General features: G+C 68.3%; 19 protein-coding genes and 1 tRNA gene. 19 read left to right on the forward strand and 1 reads right to left on the reverse strand.

Going from position 1 to position 17,943, the window contains the following annotated elements:
- The first annotated feature begins 48 nt into the window (after positions 1-48).
- From DW307_RS13250 to DW307_RS13280, 7 genes are all read left to right on the forward strand, one after another.
- Positions 49-1,188 (forward strand): carbohydrate ABC transporter permease, encoded by a 1,140-nt coding sequence (locus tag DW307_RS13250; RefSeq protein WP_029267312.1) that lies wholly within the window; start codon positions 49-51, stop codon positions 1,186-1,188.
- The gene (locus DW307_RS13255; RefSeq protein WP_021199170.1) at positions 1,185-2,147 is read left to right on the forward strand and encodes a carbohydrate ABC transporter permease; all 963 of its coding nucleotides are present in this window, start codon (positions 1,185-1,187) and stop codon (positions 2,145-2,147) included. Before DW307_RS13250 ends, DW307_RS13255 begins: the two co-directional genes overlap by 4 nt.
- 97 nt (positions 2,148-2,244) lie before the next feature.
- Positions 2,245-3,621, forward strand: a complete 1,377-nt coding sequence (locus DW307_RS13260; protein WP_029267310.1) for a cystathionine beta-synthase — start codon at positions 2,245-2,247, stop codon at positions 3,619-3,621.
- A gap of 76 nt (positions 3,622-3,697) precedes the next feature.
- Positions 3,698-4,852 carry a cystathionine gamma-synthase gene (locus DW307_RS13265; protein ID WP_029267308.1) on the forward strand — a complete coding sequence of 385 codons (1,155 nt, stop codon included), beginning with the start codon at positions 3,698-3,700 and terminating at the stop codon, positions 4,850-4,852.
- A gap of 158 nt (positions 4,853-5,010) precedes the next feature.
- On the forward strand, positions 5,011-6,411 hold the full coding sequence (locus tag DW307_RS13270; protein ID WP_205810497.1) for a multidrug effflux MFS transporter: 1,401 nt from the start codon (positions 5,011-5,013) through the stop codon (positions 6,409-6,411).
- Positions 6,412-6,442: 31 nt separating this feature from the next.
- Entirely contained in the window at positions 6,443-7,072 is a 630-nt protein-coding gene (locus tag DW307_RS13275; protein WP_029258737.1) for a phosphatase PAP2 family protein, read from the forward strand.
- Between the two features lie 26 nt (positions 7,073-7,098).
- Positions 7,099-7,701, forward strand: coding sequence for a GNAT family N-acetyltransferase (locus DW307_RS13280; RefSeq protein WP_136024947.1), 603 nt, complete (start codon positions 7,099-7,101; stop codon positions 7,699-7,701).
- 172 nt (positions 7,702-7,873) lie between these two features.
- Here the strand turns inward: DW307_RS13280 and DW307_RS13285 are convergent.
- Positions 7,874-7,961: transfer RNA gene (locus tag DW307_RS13285), tRNA-Ser, on the reverse strand.
- Between the two features lie 171 nt (positions 7,962-8,132).
- Between DW307_RS13285 and mpaB (DW307_RS13290) the strand changes: the two genes are divergently transcribed.
- The 12 genes from mpaB (DW307_RS13290) to DW307_RS13330 all read left to right on the forward strand — a co-directional run bounded on the left by mpaB (DW307_RS13290) (position 8,133) and on the right by DW307_RS13330 (position 17,935).
- Complete coding sequence (mpaB, locus tag DW307_RS13290; RefSeq protein WP_136024948.1) at positions 8,133-9,209, forward strand: daptide biosynthesis RiPP recognition protein; 1,077 nt, start codon at positions 8,133-8,135, stop codon at positions 9,207-9,209.
- Entirely contained in the window at positions 9,209-10,258 is a 1,050-nt protein-coding gene (gene mpaB, locus DW307_RS13295) for a daptide biosynthesis RiPP recognition protein (RefSeq protein WP_136024949.1), read from the forward strand. The genes mpaB (DW307_RS13290) and mpaB (DW307_RS13295) overlap by 1 nt, the downstream gene beginning before the upstream one ends.
- Positions 10,255-11,508 (forward strand): daptide-type RiPP biosynthesis aminotransferase, encoded by a 1,254-nt coding sequence (gene mpaD, locus DW307_RS13300; RefSeq protein ID WP_136024950.1) that lies wholly within the window; start codon positions 10,255-10,257, stop codon positions 11,506-11,508. Before mpaB (DW307_RS13295) ends, mpaD begins: the two co-directional genes overlap by 4 nt.
- Positions 11,505-12,692 (forward strand): daptide-type RiPP biosynthesis dehydogenase, encoded by a 1,188-nt coding sequence (gene mpaC, locus DW307_RS13305; RefSeq protein ID WP_136024951.1) that lies wholly within the window; start codon positions 11,505-11,507, stop codon positions 12,690-12,692. The genes mpaD and mpaC overlap by 4 nt, the downstream gene beginning before the upstream one ends.
- The gene (mpaA1, locus tag DW307_RS18355) at positions 12,693-12,827 is read left to right on the forward strand and encodes an MpaA1 family daptide-type RiPP (protein ID WP_021199159.1); all 135 of its coding nucleotides are present in this window, start codon (positions 12,693-12,695) and stop codon (positions 12,825-12,827) included.
- A 37-nt stretch (positions 12,828-12,864) separates the two neighbouring features.
- Positions 12,865-12,990 carry an MpaA2 family daptide-type RiPP gene (gene mpaA2, locus DW307_RS18360; RefSeq protein WP_269320225.1) on the forward strand — a complete coding sequence of 42 codons (126 nt, stop codon included), beginning with the start codon at positions 12,865-12,867 and terminating at the stop codon, positions 12,988-12,990.
- A 40-nt stretch (positions 12,991-13,030) separates the two neighbouring features.
- On the forward strand, positions 13,031-13,144 hold the full coding sequence (gene mpaA3 / locus DW307_RS18375; RefSeq protein WP_021199157.1) for an MpaA3 family daptide-type RiPP: 114 nt from the start codon (positions 13,031-13,033) through the stop codon (positions 13,142-13,144).
- Positions 13,145-13,210: 66 nt separating this feature from the next.
- Positions 13,211-14,038, forward strand: a complete 828-nt coding sequence (gene mpaM / locus DW307_RS13310) for a daptide-type RiPP biosynthesis methyltransferase (RefSeq protein ID WP_136024952.1) — start codon at positions 13,211-13,213, stop codon at positions 14,036-14,038.
- Positions 14,025-15,755: a daptide biosynthesis intramembrane metalloprotease gene (gene mpaP / locus DW307_RS13315; RefSeq protein WP_342588938.1), complete on the forward strand. Its 1,731-nt coding sequence runs from the start codon at positions 14,025-14,027 to the stop codon at positions 15,753-15,755. The genes mpaM and mpaP overlap by 14 nt, the downstream gene beginning before the upstream one ends.
- A complete protein-coding gene (locus DW307_RS13320; protein ID WP_021199154.1) occupies positions 15,736-16,452 on the forward strand; it encodes an ATP-binding cassette domain-containing protein in 717 nt (238 codons plus the stop codon). Before mpaP ends, DW307_RS13320 begins: the two co-directional genes overlap by 20 nt.
- A complete protein-coding gene (locus tag DW307_RS13325) occupies positions 16,449-17,177 on the forward strand; it encodes an ABC transporter permease (protein ID WP_136024954.1) in 729 nt (242 codons plus the stop codon). Before DW307_RS13320 ends, DW307_RS13325 begins: the two co-directional genes overlap by 4 nt.
- A complete protein-coding gene (locus DW307_RS13330) occupies positions 17,174-17,935 on the forward strand; it encodes a hypothetical protein (RefSeq protein ID WP_136024955.1) in 762 nt (253 codons plus the stop codon). The genes DW307_RS13325 and DW307_RS13330 overlap by 4 nt, the downstream gene beginning before the upstream one ends.
- Positions 17,936-17,943 lie beyond the last annotated feature (8 nt).

Here is a 17,943-nt window from a genome sequence, read left to right on the forward strand (position 1 = left end):
CTCCGACGTGTGCGTCGATGATCCGGTCCGCGTGATGAAGGGGAATCCGTGAACGCGACTAATTTCTTCAAATGGATCGGCTCGCTCCCGCCGGTCCTGCAGGCCGTCGCCGTGGTCATCGCCTTCGCGGTGGTCGTGGCGATCATCCTGCTCCTGGTGGACATCGCTCCCCGTAGGGGGAAGGTCTACACGTTCGTCCGATTGGCGATGTGCCTGCTCATCCCGCTCGCGGTGATGTTCTTCTTCAACTCCTATTACTGGGCGATGGGAGTCGCCGTCGCCGTCGGCGCCTTGTTCTTCTGGCTCGACTACCGTTCCCGCGATGGCGCGGGATATCTGATCCAGCTCGTGGCCTTCATGGCTCCGGCGCTGCTGTTGCTGATCATCGGTCTCGTCCTGCCGTCGATCCAGACGATGTTCTCGTCGTTCATGAACTCCTCGGGGAAGGAGTTCGTCGGCCTGTCGAACTACCTCTGGATCTTCACGCAATCCGACGGCATCACCGCCGTCATCAACACGATCATCTGGGTGCTCCTGGTTCCGACGGTCTCCACGATCGTCGGCCTCGCGTACGCCGTGTTCATCGATCGCACCCGGGGCGAGAAGATCTACAAGGTGCTGGTCTTCATGCCGATGGCCATCTCCTTCGTCGGGGCGAGCATCATCTGGCGATTCATCTACGAGTACCGTGGCCCGCAGTACGAGCAGATCGGTCTGCTCAACCAGCTCCTCGTGTGGTTCGGTGGCACGCCGCAGCAGTGGCTGCTCAATGAGCCGTGGAACAACCTGTTCCTGATCGTCGTGCTGATCTGGGTGCAGACCGGTTTCGCGATGGTGGTGCTGTCCGCATCGATCAAGGGCGTACCGGCGGAGCTGCTGGAAGCGGCCGAGCTGGACGGCGCGAACGCGTGGCAGCGGTTCATCTCGGTGACGGTCCCTGCGATCCGCCCGGCGCTCATCGTGGTGCTCACGACCATCTCGATCGCCTCGCTGAAGGTGTTCGACATCGTGCGCACGATGACCGCCGGCAACTACGGCACGTCGACCCTCGCGAACGAGATGTACACGCAGTTCTCGAAGTTCGAGGCGGGACGCAGTGCCGCGCTCTCCGTCATCCTGTTCATCCTGGTGTTGCCGATCGTGATCTACAACGCGCGCCAGATCAAGAAGCAGCGGGAGATCCGATGACCGACACCGTGAAGTCAGACGCCGCCGTCAGCACGCGCGCGATCACCACCGGCGGCGGGTTCGACGGCGCCGCCGGTCGCACCCGCAAGCGCCTGTCCCGTCCGTGGGCGTCGGTGGCGTCCATCGTCATCGCGTTTTTGTGGACGATTCCGACGCTCGGGCTGTTCATCTCGTCGTTCCGGCCGAGGGACCAGATCCAGACGACCGGCTGGTGGACCTTCTTCGCCGACCCGCAGGTGACGCTCGAGAACTACGTCGACGTGCTCCAGTCCGGCACGACGCAGCTCACGATCCTGGAGTCGTTCGTCAACTCGATCGCGATCACGATCCCCGCCACCATCGTGCCGCTGATGATCGCGTCCATGGCGGCCTATGCGTTCGCGTGGATCGACTTCAAGGGGCGCAACGCGCTGTTCATCTTCGTGTTCGCGCTGCAGATCGTGCCGATCCAGATGGCGCTGGTGCCACTGCTGAGCTCGTTCTCCCGAGGGATCAACCTCTTCGGGCTGCAGGTCACGACCCCGCTCGGTGCCTCCTCGGGCTACGCCCAGGTGTGGATCGCTCACTCGATGTTCGCTCTCCCCCTGGCGATCTACCTGCTGCACAACTTCATGTCGGAGATCCCCGGAGAGATCATCGAGGCCGCGCGCGTCGACGGTGCGTCCCGTGGGCAGATCTTCTTCCGCGTGGTGCTGCCTCTCACGATGCCGGCGATCGCTTCTGTCGCGATCTTCCAGTTCTTGTGGGTGTGGAACGATCTGCTCGTGGCGCTGGTGTTCGCCGACGGCGCCGCGGCGCCGATCACGAAGCTGTTGGCCGAGATCACGGGCACGAGAGGAAACGACTGGTACCTGCTCACGGCGGGCGCCTTCGTGTCGATCATCGTGCCGCTGATCGTCTTCTTCGCACTGCAGCGCTACTTCGTCCGCGGCCTGCTGGCGGGATCGACGAAGGGCTGACGCTTCGGAAGACACAGGGGGCATTTCGGACGAACGGATGCCGCGGTCGGGTGAAACACATCCCCGTCTGCGGCATCCGCGCGTCTACCCTGAAGGCATGAAGTACGCAGACTCGATCGTCGACCTCGTCGGCGACACGCCCCTCGTGAAGCTGCAGCACGTCACCGAGGGCGTCGCGTGCACGGTGCTCGTGAAGCTCGAGTACCTGAACCCCGGCGGTTCCTCGAAGGATCGCATCGCCGCGCGGATCATCGACGCCGCGGAGGCATCCGGCGATCTGAAGCCCGGGGGGACGATCGTCGAACCCACCAGCGGCAACACCGGAGTCGGCCTGGCCCTGGTCGCCCAGCAGCGGGGCTACAAGTGCGTGTTCGTGCTGCCGGACAAGGTCGGCGAAGACAAGATCGACGTGCTGCGGGCCTACGGTGCCGAGGTCGTGGTGACCCCCACATCGGTCGCCCCCGACAGCCCGGAGTCGTACTACAGCGTGAGCGACCGGTTGACCCGCGAGATCCCCGGAGCCTTCAAGCCGAACCAGTACGAGAACCCGAACGGTCCGCGCAGCCACTACGAGACCACGGGGCCCGAGATCTGGCGCGACACCGACGGCGAGGTCACGCATTTCGTGGCCGGCGTGGGCACGGGCGGAACGATCACGGGGACGGGGCGGTATCTGCGCGAGGTCTCGGAAGGGCGGGTGCGGATCGTCGGGGTCGACCCCGAGGGCAGCGTGTACAGCGGCGGCACCGGTCGTCCGTATCTCGTTGAGGGTGTGGGCGAGGACATCTGGCCCGGTGCGTACGATCCCACGGTGCCGCACGAGATCGTCGCTGTCGGCGATGCCGAGGCGTTCGCGATGACCCGGCGCCTCGCCCGCGAGGAGGGCATCCTCGTCGGGGGATCGAGTGGCATGGCCGTCGTCGGTGCGCTGCGCGTCGCGCGTGACCTGCCGGCGGACGCCGTGATGGTCGTGCTGCTGCCCGACGGCGGACGCGGCTACCTGGGCAAGATCTTCAACGACGGATGGATGCGCTCCTACGGGTTCAGCGAGCTGGAGGACGGGGAGACCGTCGCCGACGTGCTCGCGGCTCGTCCGTCGCGGCAGGGCGCCGGCATCCCCGACCTGGTGCACGCCCACCCGACCGACACCGTGCTCGAGGCCATCGGCATGATGACCGAGTACGACGTCTCGCAGCTGGTCGTGCTCAGCGCCGAGCCGCCGGTCATGATGGGCGAGGTGGTCGGCACGGTCGACGAGAAGGGGCTGCTCGACCTGCTGTTCCGCGGTGAGGCGAACGCGACCGATGCCGTGGGCGCGCACGTGGGGGAGAGGCTCCCGCTCGTCGGCATCCACACCTCCGTCGCACAGGCCAAGGCCGCGCTCGCCGATGCCGACGCGCTGCTGGTGACCGAAGACGGCAAGCCGCACACCGTGCTCACCCGTCAGGACCTGCTGGCGTATCTGTCGCGCTGAGAGACACCGAGAGCTCGGCCGACCCGGGGCGTAACCAGGAGGCCCTCCCCGCAGGCGCGGACGTAGGCTGAGACACATGTCCGATCACGCTTTCGCCACCCGAGCCATCCACGCAGGACAAGCGCCCGACCCCGTCACGGGAGCGATCATCCCGCCGATCTACCAGTCCTCGACGCATGTGCAGGACAGCGTCGGCGGCCTGCGTGCGGGCTACGAGTACAACCGTGCGGGCAACCCCACGCGGTCCTCGCTCGAGACCCAGCTCGCGGCCCTCGAAGGGGGCGCGAGCGCGCTCTCGTTCGCGTCGGGACTCGCCGCGGAGGATGCGCTGCTGCGTGGCATCCTCAAGCCCGGCGACCACATCCTGCTCGGCAACGACGTGTACGGCGGCACCTACCGGCTGCTCACCCGGGTCCTCGCACCGTGGGGGATCGAGACCACGACGGTCGAGCTCTCCGACGTGGATGCGCTCCGCGCGGCGATCCGTCCCGAGACGAAGATCGTGTGGCTGGAGACGCCCAGCAATCCGCTCCTGAAGATCGTCGACATCGCTCTGATCGCCGAGATCGCGCACGCGGCCGGCCTGATCGTGGTCGTGGACAACACCTTCGCCTCGCCGGCGCTGCAGCAGCCGCTCGCGCTCGGCGCCGACCTGGTGGTGCACTCCACGACCAAGTACCTGGGCGGGCACTCGGATGTGCTCGGCGGCGCGGTCGTGTTCGGCGATGATCGGTTCTTCGATCAGGTCAAGTTCCAGCAGTTCGCGGTCGGAGCGGTCTCCGCCCCGCTGGACGCCTGGCTGACGACCCGCGGCATCAAGACCCTGGCGCTGCGGATGCGGCAGCACTCCGAGAACGCGCAGGCCATCGCCGAGTGGGCGCAGGATCGGCCGGAGTTCGCGCAGGTCTACTTCCCGGGACTGGCCTCGCATCCCGGCCACGAGATCGCCGCGAAGCAGATGAGCGGTTTCGGCGGGATGCTGTCGCTCGGTCTCGCCGCCGGCGCCGACGCGGCACGGGCCTTCGTCGAGAGCACCTCGGTGTTCCAGCTCGCCGAGTCGCTCGGTGGCGTCGAGTCGCTCATCGGATACCCGCCGGACATGACGCACGCCTCCGTGCGCGGCACCGAGCTCGCGGTCCCGGAGAACATCGTGCGCCTCTCCGTCGGGATCGAAGACGCGGGCGACCTGATCGCCGACCTCGAGCAGGGACTCGACCGCATCTCGCGCTGACGTCGCACCGGGCCGTGAGAGACGCACCTTCGCATCCGCGGGGGTGCATCTCTGCTCTGCGCGTGGGCGGGCGGACGAGGCCGTGGCGGCGGTAACATGGGGGCTTCCCCGGTCGAATCGATTCGACCCTTGCACCCCCTGAACTCTGGAAGGACGTCGTGTCCGACGCTCCCCGCACTGATTCCCTCCCCGTCGTGAAGGCGGGGGATTCTGCCGCCGACGAATCGCGGATCCCGCAGCCCGAGCGCACCGCGACGGGGAGCATCCGCATCCCCACCGCGACCGGCGCGATTCGCACCCTCGGCGCGAACCCCGCCACCGCGCCGATCATGCTGCACCCGGGCGATGCCATCTCCCTGGGCCGCCGCACGCTGTACATCATCCTGCTCGGCGCGCTCACCGCCCTCGGCCCCTTCACGATCGACCTTTACCTCCCGGCGTTCCCGGTGCTGGAGCAGGACTTCCAGACCACGGCCGCCGCGATCCAGCTGACCCTGACCGGAACCATGATCGGGTTCGCGCTCGGCCAGCTCGTGGTCGGACCGCTCAGTGACAAGGTCGGTCGTCGCGTGCCGCTGATCGCCGTCACCGCGCTGCACGTGCTCGCGAGCGTCGGGGCGGCCTTCGCACCGGACCTCGGGCTGCTCAGCGTCGCCCGCGTGCTGATGGGAGTGGGTGCCGCGGCCGGCGGCGTGGTGGCCATGGCGATCGTGCGCGACCTGTTCGGCGGGCGTCGACTGGTCGTCATGCTCTCCCGCCTCGCTCTGGTCTCGGGCGTGGCACCGGTCATCGCGCCCCTTATCGGCTCGTGGCTGCTCACGCTCATGCCGTGGCGCGGGATCTTCGGCGTGCTCGCGGCCTACGGCGTGGTCATGCTGCTGTCGACGATCCTGTTCATCCCGGAGACGCTGCCCGTCGCCCGGCGCCAGGGTCGCGGCGGTGCGACCATGCTGCAGCGCTACCGCTCGGTGCTCTCGGACCGGGTGTTCCTCGGCGTGCTCGTCATCGGCGGCATGACGTTCTCCGGACTGTTCTCCTACTTGTCGGCGTCGCCCTTCCTGTTCCAGGTGACTCACGGGCTCGATGCACAGCAGTACGGTCTGCTCTTCGCCGTGAACTCGCTCGGCGTGGTCGTCGGCGTGCAGACCGCCTCCCGCTTGGCCGCACGCTTCGGACCGCAGTGGGTCATGGCCTACTCGACCGCAGTGTTGCTGCTCGCCGGCGTCGCGATCATCGTCACCGACCAGCTCGGCCTCGGCCTGTGGGGCACGGTGATCCCGCTGTTCGTCTTCATGACTGCTTGTGGCTTCACGTTCCCGAACGTGCAGGTGCTGGCGCTCGACCGCCACGGGAAGGCCGCGGGAACCGCGGCATCCATCATCGGCGCGACGAACTTCGGCGTCGCCGGGCTCATCTCGCCCGTCGTCGGCTGGCTCTCGCACGACGCCGGGATCACCGCGACCACCATGGCGTCCGTCATGGTCGGCTGTGCCGCGATCGGCATCCTGTCGCTGTGGTTCGTCGTGCGCCCGCGCACCGTCGGGATGCTCGCTCCCTGAGTCTTCAGGTGTCGTCCGACAGAATAGGACGATGAACAGGCGCATGCTGCTGTGGTGGGGAGTGGGCCTCCTCGCGCTCGCAACGGTCCTGGGCGCCGTGGTCGTGTTCGCCTACCCGCAGACTCCGGGCTTCGACCACTGGTGGAACGAGACGATCGCCGGGGTCCGCGCGGACTGGATGGTCGACTTCGCCCTCGTTCTGAACTGGATCGGCGGCGGCTGGGTCGCGATCCTCGGGGTGCCGCTGCTGGCGATCCTGGCGCTCGTGCTCGCACGGCGCTGGCGTGGCGCGCTGTTCGCGGCACTCTGCTTCGCCGCCAGTGCCGCCGGCGTGCAACTGCTCAAGCAGCTCTTCGGGCGGGCGCGGCCCGACGACATGCTCGTGGTGAGCGACTACGGCTCGTTCCCCTCCGGGCACACGGCGAACGCCGCGACGATCGCCCTCGTGCTCTGGGTGCTGTTCCCGCGCGTCTGGGTCGCGATCGTCGGCGCGGCGTGGGTGCTCGCGATGGCGCTCTCGCGCACCTTCCTCTCGGTGCACTGGGCCAGCGACACCCTCGGCGGCGCCCTGGTCGGCGCCGGCGTGGTGCTGGTGCTCGCCGCCTGGTTGCTCCCGTGGGTGCAGCAGAAGAAGTCGGCGGTCGAGGCGCCGATAGGCTGAGAAGACCCGTCCCCAGAGGAGTCGTCGTGTCTCGCATCCGTCCGTACCGCCCCACCGATCGTGCCGCACTGTATGAGATCTGCGTGAAGACGGCCGACGCCGGGGCGGATGCGACCGGCGTCCTCTCCGACGACTCGCTGTGGGGCGACCTCTTCGCCGTCCCCTATGCCGAGCGTCATCCCGACCTCGCCTGGGTGGTCGAGAGCGATGACGAGCGCACGATCGGCTACATCGTCGCGACCGACGACACCGACGCCTTCTACACCTGGTTCCGCGAGGAGTGGTGGCCGACGCGCGAGGGTCGCCACCCCCGGCCGGCGGAGGTGGTCACGCGGGAGGATCGGATGATCGACTACGGCTACAGCCGCGCCGCCGGCATCGAGCCGAACGTCGCGGATCACCCGGCCCATCTGCACATCGACCTGCTTCCCGAGACCCAGGGTCAGGGGCTCGGTCGCCAGCTCATCGAAACGCTGTTCGCCGAGCTGACCCGACGCGGAGTGCGCGGGCTGCACCTGGGCATCGATCCGAACAACACCGGAGCCGCCGCCTTCTACGAACGGCTCGGGATGACGCGTCTCCCGGCCGAGCCCGGCGGACAGATCTACGGCGTGCGCTTCGACGACTGAACGCCGAACGATCGCGTGGGCGAAGCGAAAGAGCCCCCGCTGACGCGGAGGCTCTTTCACTTTTGGCGGTGACGGCGGGACTCCGGTGCTCGCTGCGCTCGCTCCTCCCCGAATCCCCGGTGCTCGATAAAAAGTGAAAGAGCCCCCGCTGGCGCGGAGGCTCTTTCACTTTTGGCGGTGACGGCGGGATTCGAACCCGCGGTTGCTTGCACAACACACGCTTTCCAAGCGTGCTCCTTCGGCCGCTCGGACACGTCACCAGGGAACAACCTGTCCATCCTATCCGATGCGAGGACGACGACGTGACAGGCCTCTGGGGTCCGCGACCTGAACGTCCACCGATGTGAAATATTGCACGTCACACGTCACCTGTATAGCCTCATGTGAGGACGTATCGCATTCGCTGGGGGTGCGGCGTCCAGAGGGGGAGCATGGACGCGAGCTCGATCATGACGGCGAGAGACCGCCACCGCACCACGACGGCTTTCGAACAGTGCGTCAGCGGAAGACGGAACCTCGTCACGGGCGCCGTGTTCTTCGTCGAGGCGGGTGACCACGTCGGTGCGGTGCTGAGCCAGACCCGCCTCGACGACATCGTGTTCGCTCCCGCGGGCGGTGTCGTCATGAGCAGCGGCTCCCGGGTGATCCCCTACGACGGTGCTCTGCGCGAGCCCGGCGATCGGATCATGTTCGACGGCGGGCAGACGTTCGAACTCCGGGAGTACGTGGCGGCTCCCTTCCTTCCGATCGTCGGGCCCACTCTCTTCCGGCAGTGCAACGCCGCGGGCGTGGCCGCGTTCCTGAGCGATGCCGATACGGCGAAGGACTCCGGGATCTTCATCGATCCGCTGCTCAGCAGCACGGTTCTGCTCGACTCCCTGCCGTCATTCCTCGGCTCCGGCCGCGAGGGAGAGGCCCTGCCCCGCGTGCACGTCACCGCGGAAGGCGAGTACAGGGACGGGCCAGACGGGCTCCTGCTCGGCGAGGTGGGCGACGGGCGGGCAGACATCGAGGCCCGCGCAGGAGAAGGCGCCGGCCGAGGGCGGGCGTTCGCGCGCGTCGTCGACCGCGGGATGCTGGAGGCCGATCTCGACGACCGGCCGTGGTTCGCACGGTACATCGGCGCGATCGACCTGCTGCGTCGATGGGAGGGAGTTCCGAGTCGCCCCGCCATCTCCGGCTTCGGCGGACACCTCGTGCGGGCTCTCGACGAACTCGCCGCGCTTCCGGGAGTCGTCTCACCACGCGTCCCGTACCTGCTGACGGGCGACGGCGAGGAGTGGATGCTGATCGATCCCGTGAGCCGGCGCGGGATCCGGCTCGGCATCGACAGCGCACGCGCGGCGGAATGCCTGATCGCGACGGCGGACGAGTCCGCGGCGGTCGGATTGCTGGCGGCCGAGCTCGGCAGGGGGACGAGCAGCGTCGCCTCCCTGGTGCAGGAGGTCCGATGCCGATTGGCGGTGGTCGGCCTCGATCCCGCCGCGGGCGGGCAGGCGGGACTGTGATGCACGACGGTGAGCGGGTGGAAACAGGGGAAGTCAGCGGAGCGCGGGCACTCCGCGCATGGATCACCGGGCAGGGGGAGGGGCACTCGCGAGTGTTCCTCCTCGAGAGCGGGGCTCCGGCAGCCGATGTCGCGAAGGTGGCGCGCGGCGACGACGTGGTCCTCCTGCCGGTGGAGAGTGGGATGTACGACGGTCTCGGCAGCGTGGTGCGCTACCGAGGCGCACTGCGAGAAGCGGGTGACGAGCTGTTCCTCGGCGAACACGGCGTCGAACTCCAGGACTATGTCGCTGCTGCGTTCGTCCAGATCGTCGGCCCCACCGTGGTGCGCTTCTTCGACGCATCCAGCGGGCAGGCCTTCCTCGAGGATGCCGAGCTCGCTCGCCGAACCGGGGTCTTTCCCTCGGCGATGATCGACCCACGGGTGCTGCTCGCGGACCGCGACGCCCTGGACTGCCCGAGGGAGATGAAGACTCCGAAGGCGCTGCGGGTGGGTGCGGACGGCAGCGTCGGCATCGGCGTGCAGGGGCGGATCATCGGCACCGTCGACGACCTGCCGTCCGTTCTCGCCATCCCGCTGCCCCGGGCCGCGGCACTGGGAGAGGTCGCGGCGGGCGATGGGTTCGCGGCCGACCTCGCGAGCCGGGAGTGGATCGGACGCTACCTCAAGGCGACGGACCTCATGAAGATGCTCCGCGCAGAGAACGGCGCCGCCCGGGTCTCGGGATTCGGCTGGTTCCCGATCGACGACGACCTCTCGGATGCCGAACCGTTGACTGCGGATCCGTTCCTGCTCGAGACCGCCGCCGGTTTCATGCTCGCAGACACCGGGACCCTGCGCCGCCAGCTGCTCACGCCATCGACGGCCCGGGTCATCGCGGTGATACAGACGTCGAGCACGATCGAGATCGCCACCGAGCGCGTGGCTCGGCTGCGGGGCACATCGTCACCGGACGCGCGTGACCTGTGCCTGCAAGCCCGCACCGCTCTCAACGTCCACACGGGCCGGCGTACCGGATCCGCTGACGGGACGAACGGGGCCGAAGGATGACATCGCCGCACGCGCTGTGGACCTCGATGCTCCCCGCGGACTCGACCTTCGCACCGGAGCGCGTCGCCGTCGGCGCTGCCGGGAACCTGATCGAGTTCGCTGACGGATCCACACGTCTCTGCGCGACGAGCGGTCTCTGGAACGTCCCTCTCGGGTTCGGCAACCCGACGGTCGTCGAGGCCGTCAACAGGGCGAATCACGATGCCTCCTATCTCTCGCTGTTCCGCGCGCCCCATGAGTACGCGCAGCGCGCGGCCGAAGCGCTGATCGAGCTCGCGGACCCCGTCCGCTACCGCCGCGTCATCTTCTCGACCTCGGGAGGGGCGGCGAACGACGCGGCGATGAAGCTGGGCAGGCAGTACTGGGCGCAGAAGGGACTCGCGACCCGCTCGTTGATCGTGGGCCTGAAAGGCAGCTATCACGGCACGGCATACGGCAGTCACGCCCTGAGTGGGGACGACCTCCTCCAATCCGTCTACGCCGTCGACCGCCGGTCGGTGCGGCATGTATCCCACCGCGACGACGGCGAGGAGCTCGAACGGCTGCTGCAGCGGGAGGGGGCGCGCGTGGCATCGGTCGTGGTCGAACCCGTGCTGGGCAGCGGTGCCTACGCGCTGTCTGAGGCGTTCGTCCAGCGTCTGCTCGCACTGCGCGAGGAGTACGGCTTCCTGATCGTCGCTGATGAGGTCGCGACGGGCTTCGGCCGCACCGGGACGATGTTCGCCACCGACAGGTGGGCTGCGGCACCGGACATCCTCATCCTCTCGAAGGCGCTGACCAACGGGGCGATGGGTGCGGCGGCGCTCCTGGTGGGGGAACGGGTCGCCTCGGAGTTCGTGCGGGGCGGGTGGACGTTCGTGCATGGCGAGACCCAGGCGGGGACGCCGGCTTGTGCGGCGGCGATCCTCGCCGTGATCGAGGAACTGCGCCGCATCGATGTGGAGTCGACCACTCAGGCACTGGGCATCGACCTGCTTCGCCTCGCGGCCGAGTGGGAGGCGGACGGTGTGGTCGCGGAGATCACCGGACGCGGGTGCTTCATGGGACTCGGGCTCCGCCACGCGGACGAGAGCCCGCTCTCTGGGCCCGACATCCTTCGCGTCGTCTCCGCGATCGCGGACAACGGCGTCCTGGTGCAACCGGGCCCCAGCTCCATCGAGTTGATCCCGGCCTACGGATTCACTGCGGAGGAGCTTCTCGCCGTGGACGTGGCCATACGTGCAGGCCTGGCCCGAGGAGTGCCGGGATGACCGCGGAGTTCGGTCGACTTCCCACCCTGTGGCAGGGGGAAGGGGCCACCGGCCGGTTGACGAAGCACCTCACGGCCGGCCGAGAGAGCCTCCTGATCGTGGATTCGGCGGTACCGGTTGCCCTCCCGTCCGGGCGCCGGACCACGACGATCCAGATCGATGCGTCGTCGGTCGACGTCGCTGCAGTCGTCGAACTGGCCCGACAGATCGTGCGTCGATCGCCGAGCGTCATCGTCGCGGTCGGCGGCGGAACCGTCCTCGACGCCAGCAAGATCGCCGCGCTCGCTCTCGCTCGGGGGCGGGTGTTCGACTTCGCCATCGGGCATGCGTCGAGGTCGGCGCTGACTCTCCTTCCCCACGCATTGCCACCCGTCGACATCATCGCCGTGCCGACGACGCTCGGCACCTCGTCGGAGACCAACAGCGTCGGAGTGCTCAAGAACGACAGCGGATACCGGCTCATCGTCGGTCTTGCCCTGAGGCCTCGCCACGCGATCATCGATCCGGGCAATCTGGCTTCGCTGACGCACGCCGCCGTCCGGGAGGGAGCATTGGAAGCCTTCCTCCGGGTAGCGGGCGCCTCGACGAGCTCGCGGAGGAGCGCGCGGCAGAACCGAGACGCCGTCGCGCTCGGGAGAGCCGTCCTCGATTCCGCCACCCGTGACCCGGACTCGCGCGGGGGAAGGATGCGTCTCGCTCGACTCAGCGCGGCGACCCAGCGCAGCGCGGCGCTGCGGGGGCCGGACCCCTACAGCGCGCGCCACTGGTATGCGGCGAACGAGATCGCCTTCGTGCTGGGGGTCCGCAAGATCATCGCCACGGCGGCGGTCATCGGCGCGGTCTGGCGGCGGATCTGCGCAGGAGACGTGCGCTGGGGAGACCGGCAGAGTCTCCAGGAGTTCTGGGTGAACGTCGTGGGCGGGATGGCATTGCCGCTGGACCCGCCGACGGGCATCGAGGCCCTGATCGAACGGTGGCGAATAGAGCGCGCTCCGACACCGAGCCCCGATGACATCGACCGCATCTCCGTCGCCACAGAGAGGGCGTGGGGAAGACGCCACCCGATGCTGCCGGGCCTCCTCGCAGACGACTTCCGTGTCGTGCTCCACGATTCCCGGTGGAGTTCTGAGCTGGTCGGCCCTGATCGCCGACCTCCGATGTCTGTTGCGAAGGAGGTGAATTAGATGGGCGAGAAAGTCGAGAGCAGTATCCGGTTCCAGGAGCTGGAAACGATGGAGGCCCCCAGTTGGGAGAGCTTCTATCAGGGCGCGATAGGGGCGTTGGTCCTCATCGGGATCGGCGCAGCCGCGGCGACCTGATCCCTGGCACGCGCAGCGACACGGAAGGGAGGTGAAGATGCACACCGCAACGCCGACGCTCGAGTTCACGGAACTCGAGGCCATGGAAGCCCTGAACGACACCGACGACTACATCCGAGGATTCGCCGTGGGAGTCATCATCGGAATTCTCGCCCTGACATAGGGCGGCGACCGACAGCTCGAGAAGGAGGTGCAGATTGCAGATGACGTCTCTGGAGTTCACGGAACTCGAACAGATCGACGCACCGTTGGAATGGTGGGAGCACGCCAGCTACATCATTGCCATCATCGGCGGCGCGGCAGCGATCGCAACCTAATCCCCGGGGTGCGGGTGGAGCATGCCCGCCCGCACCCCATCGCTCCCGTTGAGAGGCGATGTGTGAATGTCCGGTTTGATCACCGAAGCAGTATCGGCGCGGCTCGAGACCGCGGGCGCGGTTCCCCGGGAGCTGGATCTGTACTCCGGGGAGGGCACCGACTTCTATGAGCGATTGGTCGGTACCGACCGTGCAGAGATTCGAGAGGTGCTGGCGCTCGCGAGGAAGACCGACGACCCCATCCTCGACATCGCCGCGGGCGGGGGGAGGCTGACGGTTCCGCTGGTGAGAACGGGAAGAGAGGTCACCGCGATCGATCTCTCCGACGACATGCTCTCCCACCTGCGTCGAGCGTTTCCTGCGCGATCGACGGTGGAGTGCGTCGTGGCGGACATGCGCGACTTCTCCCTGGGGCGGCGATACGGTCTCGTGATCATCGGCGCCACATCCATCACGTTGCTCGATCGTGCGGGCCGCTCGCTCCTGTACGGAAGTGTGCGTCGTCACCTCGCCACCGGAGGCGTGTTCGCCTTCACCGTCGCGGGAGGCGCGGCGGCGCAGAGCCTGGCGGTGTCGAGAACGCAGGAGATCGGCGTCCCCGGTCCGCAGGGCGAGGAGACCTACCTCTTCGCGCAGCAGATGGAAGACGGCGGAGCGGCGCGAGTGGTCAACTGGGTGCGCGTCGCCGACATCGCGGCCGGCCTCGAAGCGACGGTGCTCACGAGCCGCCTGCAGGTGCTCGGCCATGACGTCCTCGCCGGGGAGCTCGTCGACGCGGGCTTCGCGGCACCTGCCGTGTCGCCCGTCCGCACCGACCGCGGGGTGGAGATCCTCCTGCTCACGACGTCGTGGGCGGGATCCTCGGGAACGGTGGACGACGATGCCACCGGCTGACTCCCCGCGTCGACGCGGCTCCCGCGCGAGGGTTCGGCTCTCTGCCGATGCATGCCCGAGCCTCGCCTCCGGTGTCGCTTTCGAGGAAGGGGCCGACGACAGGGCATGGATAGCGACGATCCACGGAGTGCCGTCGTCGAGGGTGTCCCGGTCGGTCGCCGACCTGCTCTCGGCGATGAACGGCGAGACCGCGCTCCGCGACCTGCACCTGCGCTTCGCCGCATCCGAATCGCTGGAGGACTTCCTCGACCTCGCCGAGCGCTTCCGCGCCAGTGGACTCCTGAAGGGCGACGCGATCCTCCCGCCCGGGCGGCTGACCTACCGCCCGCCATTCACCCTGCAGATCGCGACGCTCCGTGCTCCCGCCCTCTTCCGGCGCGTGGACCATGTGATCGTCCGACTGCCGGCTCGGGTGGTCCTGGCATCGGTGGTGGTGCTGCTCGGCGGAGGGCTCGTGGCCGCCATCGTTCAGGCGCGGGACCTGCTGAGCGTCCTGACCACGCCGATGCCCTTGACCGGCCTGCTGATCCTGATCGCGGTGCTCTCGCTCGCGACGCTGCTCCATGAGGCTGCCCATGGACTCACCCTCGCCCGCTTCGGCGGGAGCCCCCGTCGTGCCGGCTTCATGCTCTTCTACCTCACCCCCGCGTTCTTCGTGGACGTGACCGACGGCTGGCGCCTCCCGAAGAGATCGCAACGCGTGGCGATCGCGTTGGCCGGCCCCGCAGTGCATGCGGTCATCGCCGCCGTCGCGCTCATCGCCGCTCTCGCGCTTCCGCAGCCGGAGACCGACAGGGCGATGCTGCTGCTCGCTCTCTCCTGCATCGCCGTCGTCATCGTCAACCTGATCCCGTTCGTGCGGTTCGACGGGTACATCGCACTCATGAGCGCGCTCGACGAGCCGAACCTCCGGGGACGCGCCATCCGCGACGCCTCGAACTTCCTGACCCGATTCCTGTTCGGCGGTCGGCGCATCGGCAGAGCCCTGGACACCGCGTGGAGCGTTCCGTTCGGCCTCGCCAGTCTTGCCGCCCCGGTCGTGATGGTCGTGTTCGCCGTCGCACGCACCGCTCAAGCGCTCGCCGGAGGAGGACCGGTCCTCGGCCTGCTGGTGGTCGCGTTGGAAGCCGTCGTCGTCCTCGTCGGTGTGGCTCTGCTGGCGAAAGCCCTGCGGCGAGTCCTCCGCTCGGGTGTCTCCCGGCTCCGGTTCGTGTGCGTCGGGGCGGTGGTGGTCGCGAGCATCGTGACCGCCGGAGCCCTCATCCGCGTACCCGTCACCGACACGCTCGGCTTCTCCGTAGACGGGGGCCGGGTGATGCTCCTTCGCGCAGGAGCAGGAGCAGGAGCAGGCGCAGGCGCCGACACCGAGGCGGAGGTGCCGGCGGGCGCCCCGGTCGTGTTGATGAGCAGTGGCATCGTCGCGAACGTGCCGGTGGGAGAGGGCACAGCCAGGCCGCTGCCTCCGACGCCGACGACGGTGCCACTCGACGCGCTGCTTCCCGTGACCGCGGATGGGGTGGCGATACCTGCGGTGGTCGTCGCCGAGGTGCTCGTCGCCGGGAAGAGCGACGGCCTGCCCCCGACGGGGCAGGCGCGGGTCGAGCTCGGTGAGACGGACCTGTGGCAGGCGCTCTGGGCGAGAGGCGTGATGCTGCCGCTGACAGCGCTTCAGGGTGAGAGAGAAGAAGAGGAAGAGAATGAGCGACCACGCGATTGAAGTCCGAGGACTCACGAAGAGGTACGGGCGCCGAACGGCCGTCGAGGAACTGTCGTTCGACGTGCCGCGGGGGACGGTCGTCGGACTCCTCGGCCCCAACGGGGCGGGAAAGTCGACGACGCTGCGGGCACTGGTGGGGTTGATCACTCCGACCAGTGGCGACAGCGTCATCGACGGTGCGCCGTTCTCCGCGCTCGACAACCCTGCATCGCACGTGGGCGTTCATATGGACGGGTTCGGCTTCGAGCTGGGCATCACAGCGAGAAGGCACCTGGAGATCTCCCGCCTCGCGGCCGGCGCACCCCGGGGTCGTGTCGACGAGGTGCTCCAGGAGGTGGGGCTCGCCGCGGATGCCGACCGTCGCGTGAAGACGTTCTCGACGGGGATGGCACAGAGGCTCGGGCTGGCGACCGCTCTTGTGGGGTCACCCCGGACGCTCATCCTCGACGAGCCGGCGAACGGGCTCGACCCCGACGGCATCCGGTGGCTTCGCCGGTTCCTGCGGAGCTTCGCCGAACGCGGCGGCACCGTGCTGGTCGCCAGCCATCAGCTGGCGGAACTCGAGCAATTCGTGGACGAGGTCGTCGTGATCAAGCGCCGTGCACTCTTCGCGGGGCGGTTGCACGACCTCGTCACGGACGACGGCGACTCCCTCGAGAGCAAGTACTTCGATCTCGTGGGAGAAGCGGCAGCATGAGGAACGCGATCCGCAGCGAAGCGCTGCGTGCAGTGAGCGGACTCTCCGTCCTGCCGGTCTATCTCGTGGCCCTGCTCATGCCGGTATTCGTGCTCGTCTCCGACGGTTCCCGCTTCGAGTTCGCCGGTGTCGATCCCGGCACGGCCACCGCGCGCCTGCTGGAGCCGCTCGCGTGGTCGGTCGTCTCCGCGGCGTTCGTCGGTGCGTACTCCGTCACGCGGGAGTACTACTACGGCTCGATGGACAGAACGCTCACCGGGGTCGGCTTCCGTCGCGTCTTCGGGGGAAAGCTCGTCGCGGCGGTGTTGGCCGCCGTCGCGCTGTCGGTGTGCATCTTCGTCCTCTGGACAGGGGGCATCTCCGTGATCCTGATCCGGAACGGACTGGCGCTCGCTCTCACACCGGAGTCGTGGCAGCTGTATGCCGGCGCGCTGGCCGGCACGGTCCTCGGTGCACTGATCGGAGTGTCCGTCGGCTGGATCACCCGCAACTACTACCTGACGGCAGGTATCGTCCTCATCTTTCCGATGGTCGTGGAGCTCGCACTCGTGCGCACGGCGCCGGAGGTGGCGAAGTTCTCGCCCGGATTGGCACTCGCCGCGCTGGGTGTTCCCGGCTACCAGGGGCGACTGCTCGAGTTCGCGCCCGCACTCGGCGTCGGGCTCGTCTGGGCCGCAGCTCTCGTCGTGATCGCCTGGTTCAGGGGACGTCGGGGAGCCGCGTGATCGGCCGGGCGCTTCGCGCACAGGCGCGCAGCTTCGCCGGTGACGTGGTCCTCCTCGGGATGGTGGCAGCGGCGCTGCTGATGTCGCTCGCCGTGGCGACGAGTATTCCGCCCGACCTCGCGGAGGCCCCGGCGGGCGTCCGATCCGCGTTCGCCGAGTCCTTCACCGTCGTGCTCGCGACGTACGGAGCGGTGCTCGCGGCGGTCTACGGCTCCTTCCGATACACGATCGACCGCCGGGACGGTGTCATCGCGCAACGTCTGATGATGCTGCCCCGGTGGACGATCTTCGTCGCCAGGATGCCGACGGCCGCTCTGGGAGGGGCGATCGTGGCGCTCACCGTCGTCGTCGTCGGGCAGATCGCGCTGAACGTGTCCCGGGGCGGTGCGACCCTCGATGGAGCGACCCTCGATGGAGCGACTGTGGCATCGACTCTCGCCCTCGGGGCGGTCGCCGGGCTCTGGGGGATGGGGCTCGGAGTCGTCGTACAGGTTCATCTCGTCGCTCTCTTCGTGGTGTCGATGTCGATGAGCGGGGCGCTGCTCCTCACGATGTTCTGGAGCTCCGGCGCCGGCTATCTCCCGCCCCTCGTGATGCTCCGAGCCCTCGGATTCGACGTGTCAGCCATGGGCATCCCGCCGAACGATCTTCTCGAGAGATCCCTGGCGCTCTGGGTGACCGCAGGCTGGGTGCTCGCCGCGCTCCTCGCCGGGGGAGCGGCTTTCATGAAGCGTGATGTCGGCGCGGAGACGACGTAGGATCCCTA

The sequence above is a fragment of the Microbacterium sp. K27 genome (assembly GCF_004794435.1).
GTDB lineage: Bacteria > Actinomycetota > Actinomycetes > Actinomycetales > Microbacteriaceae > Microbacterium > Microbacterium maritypicum_A.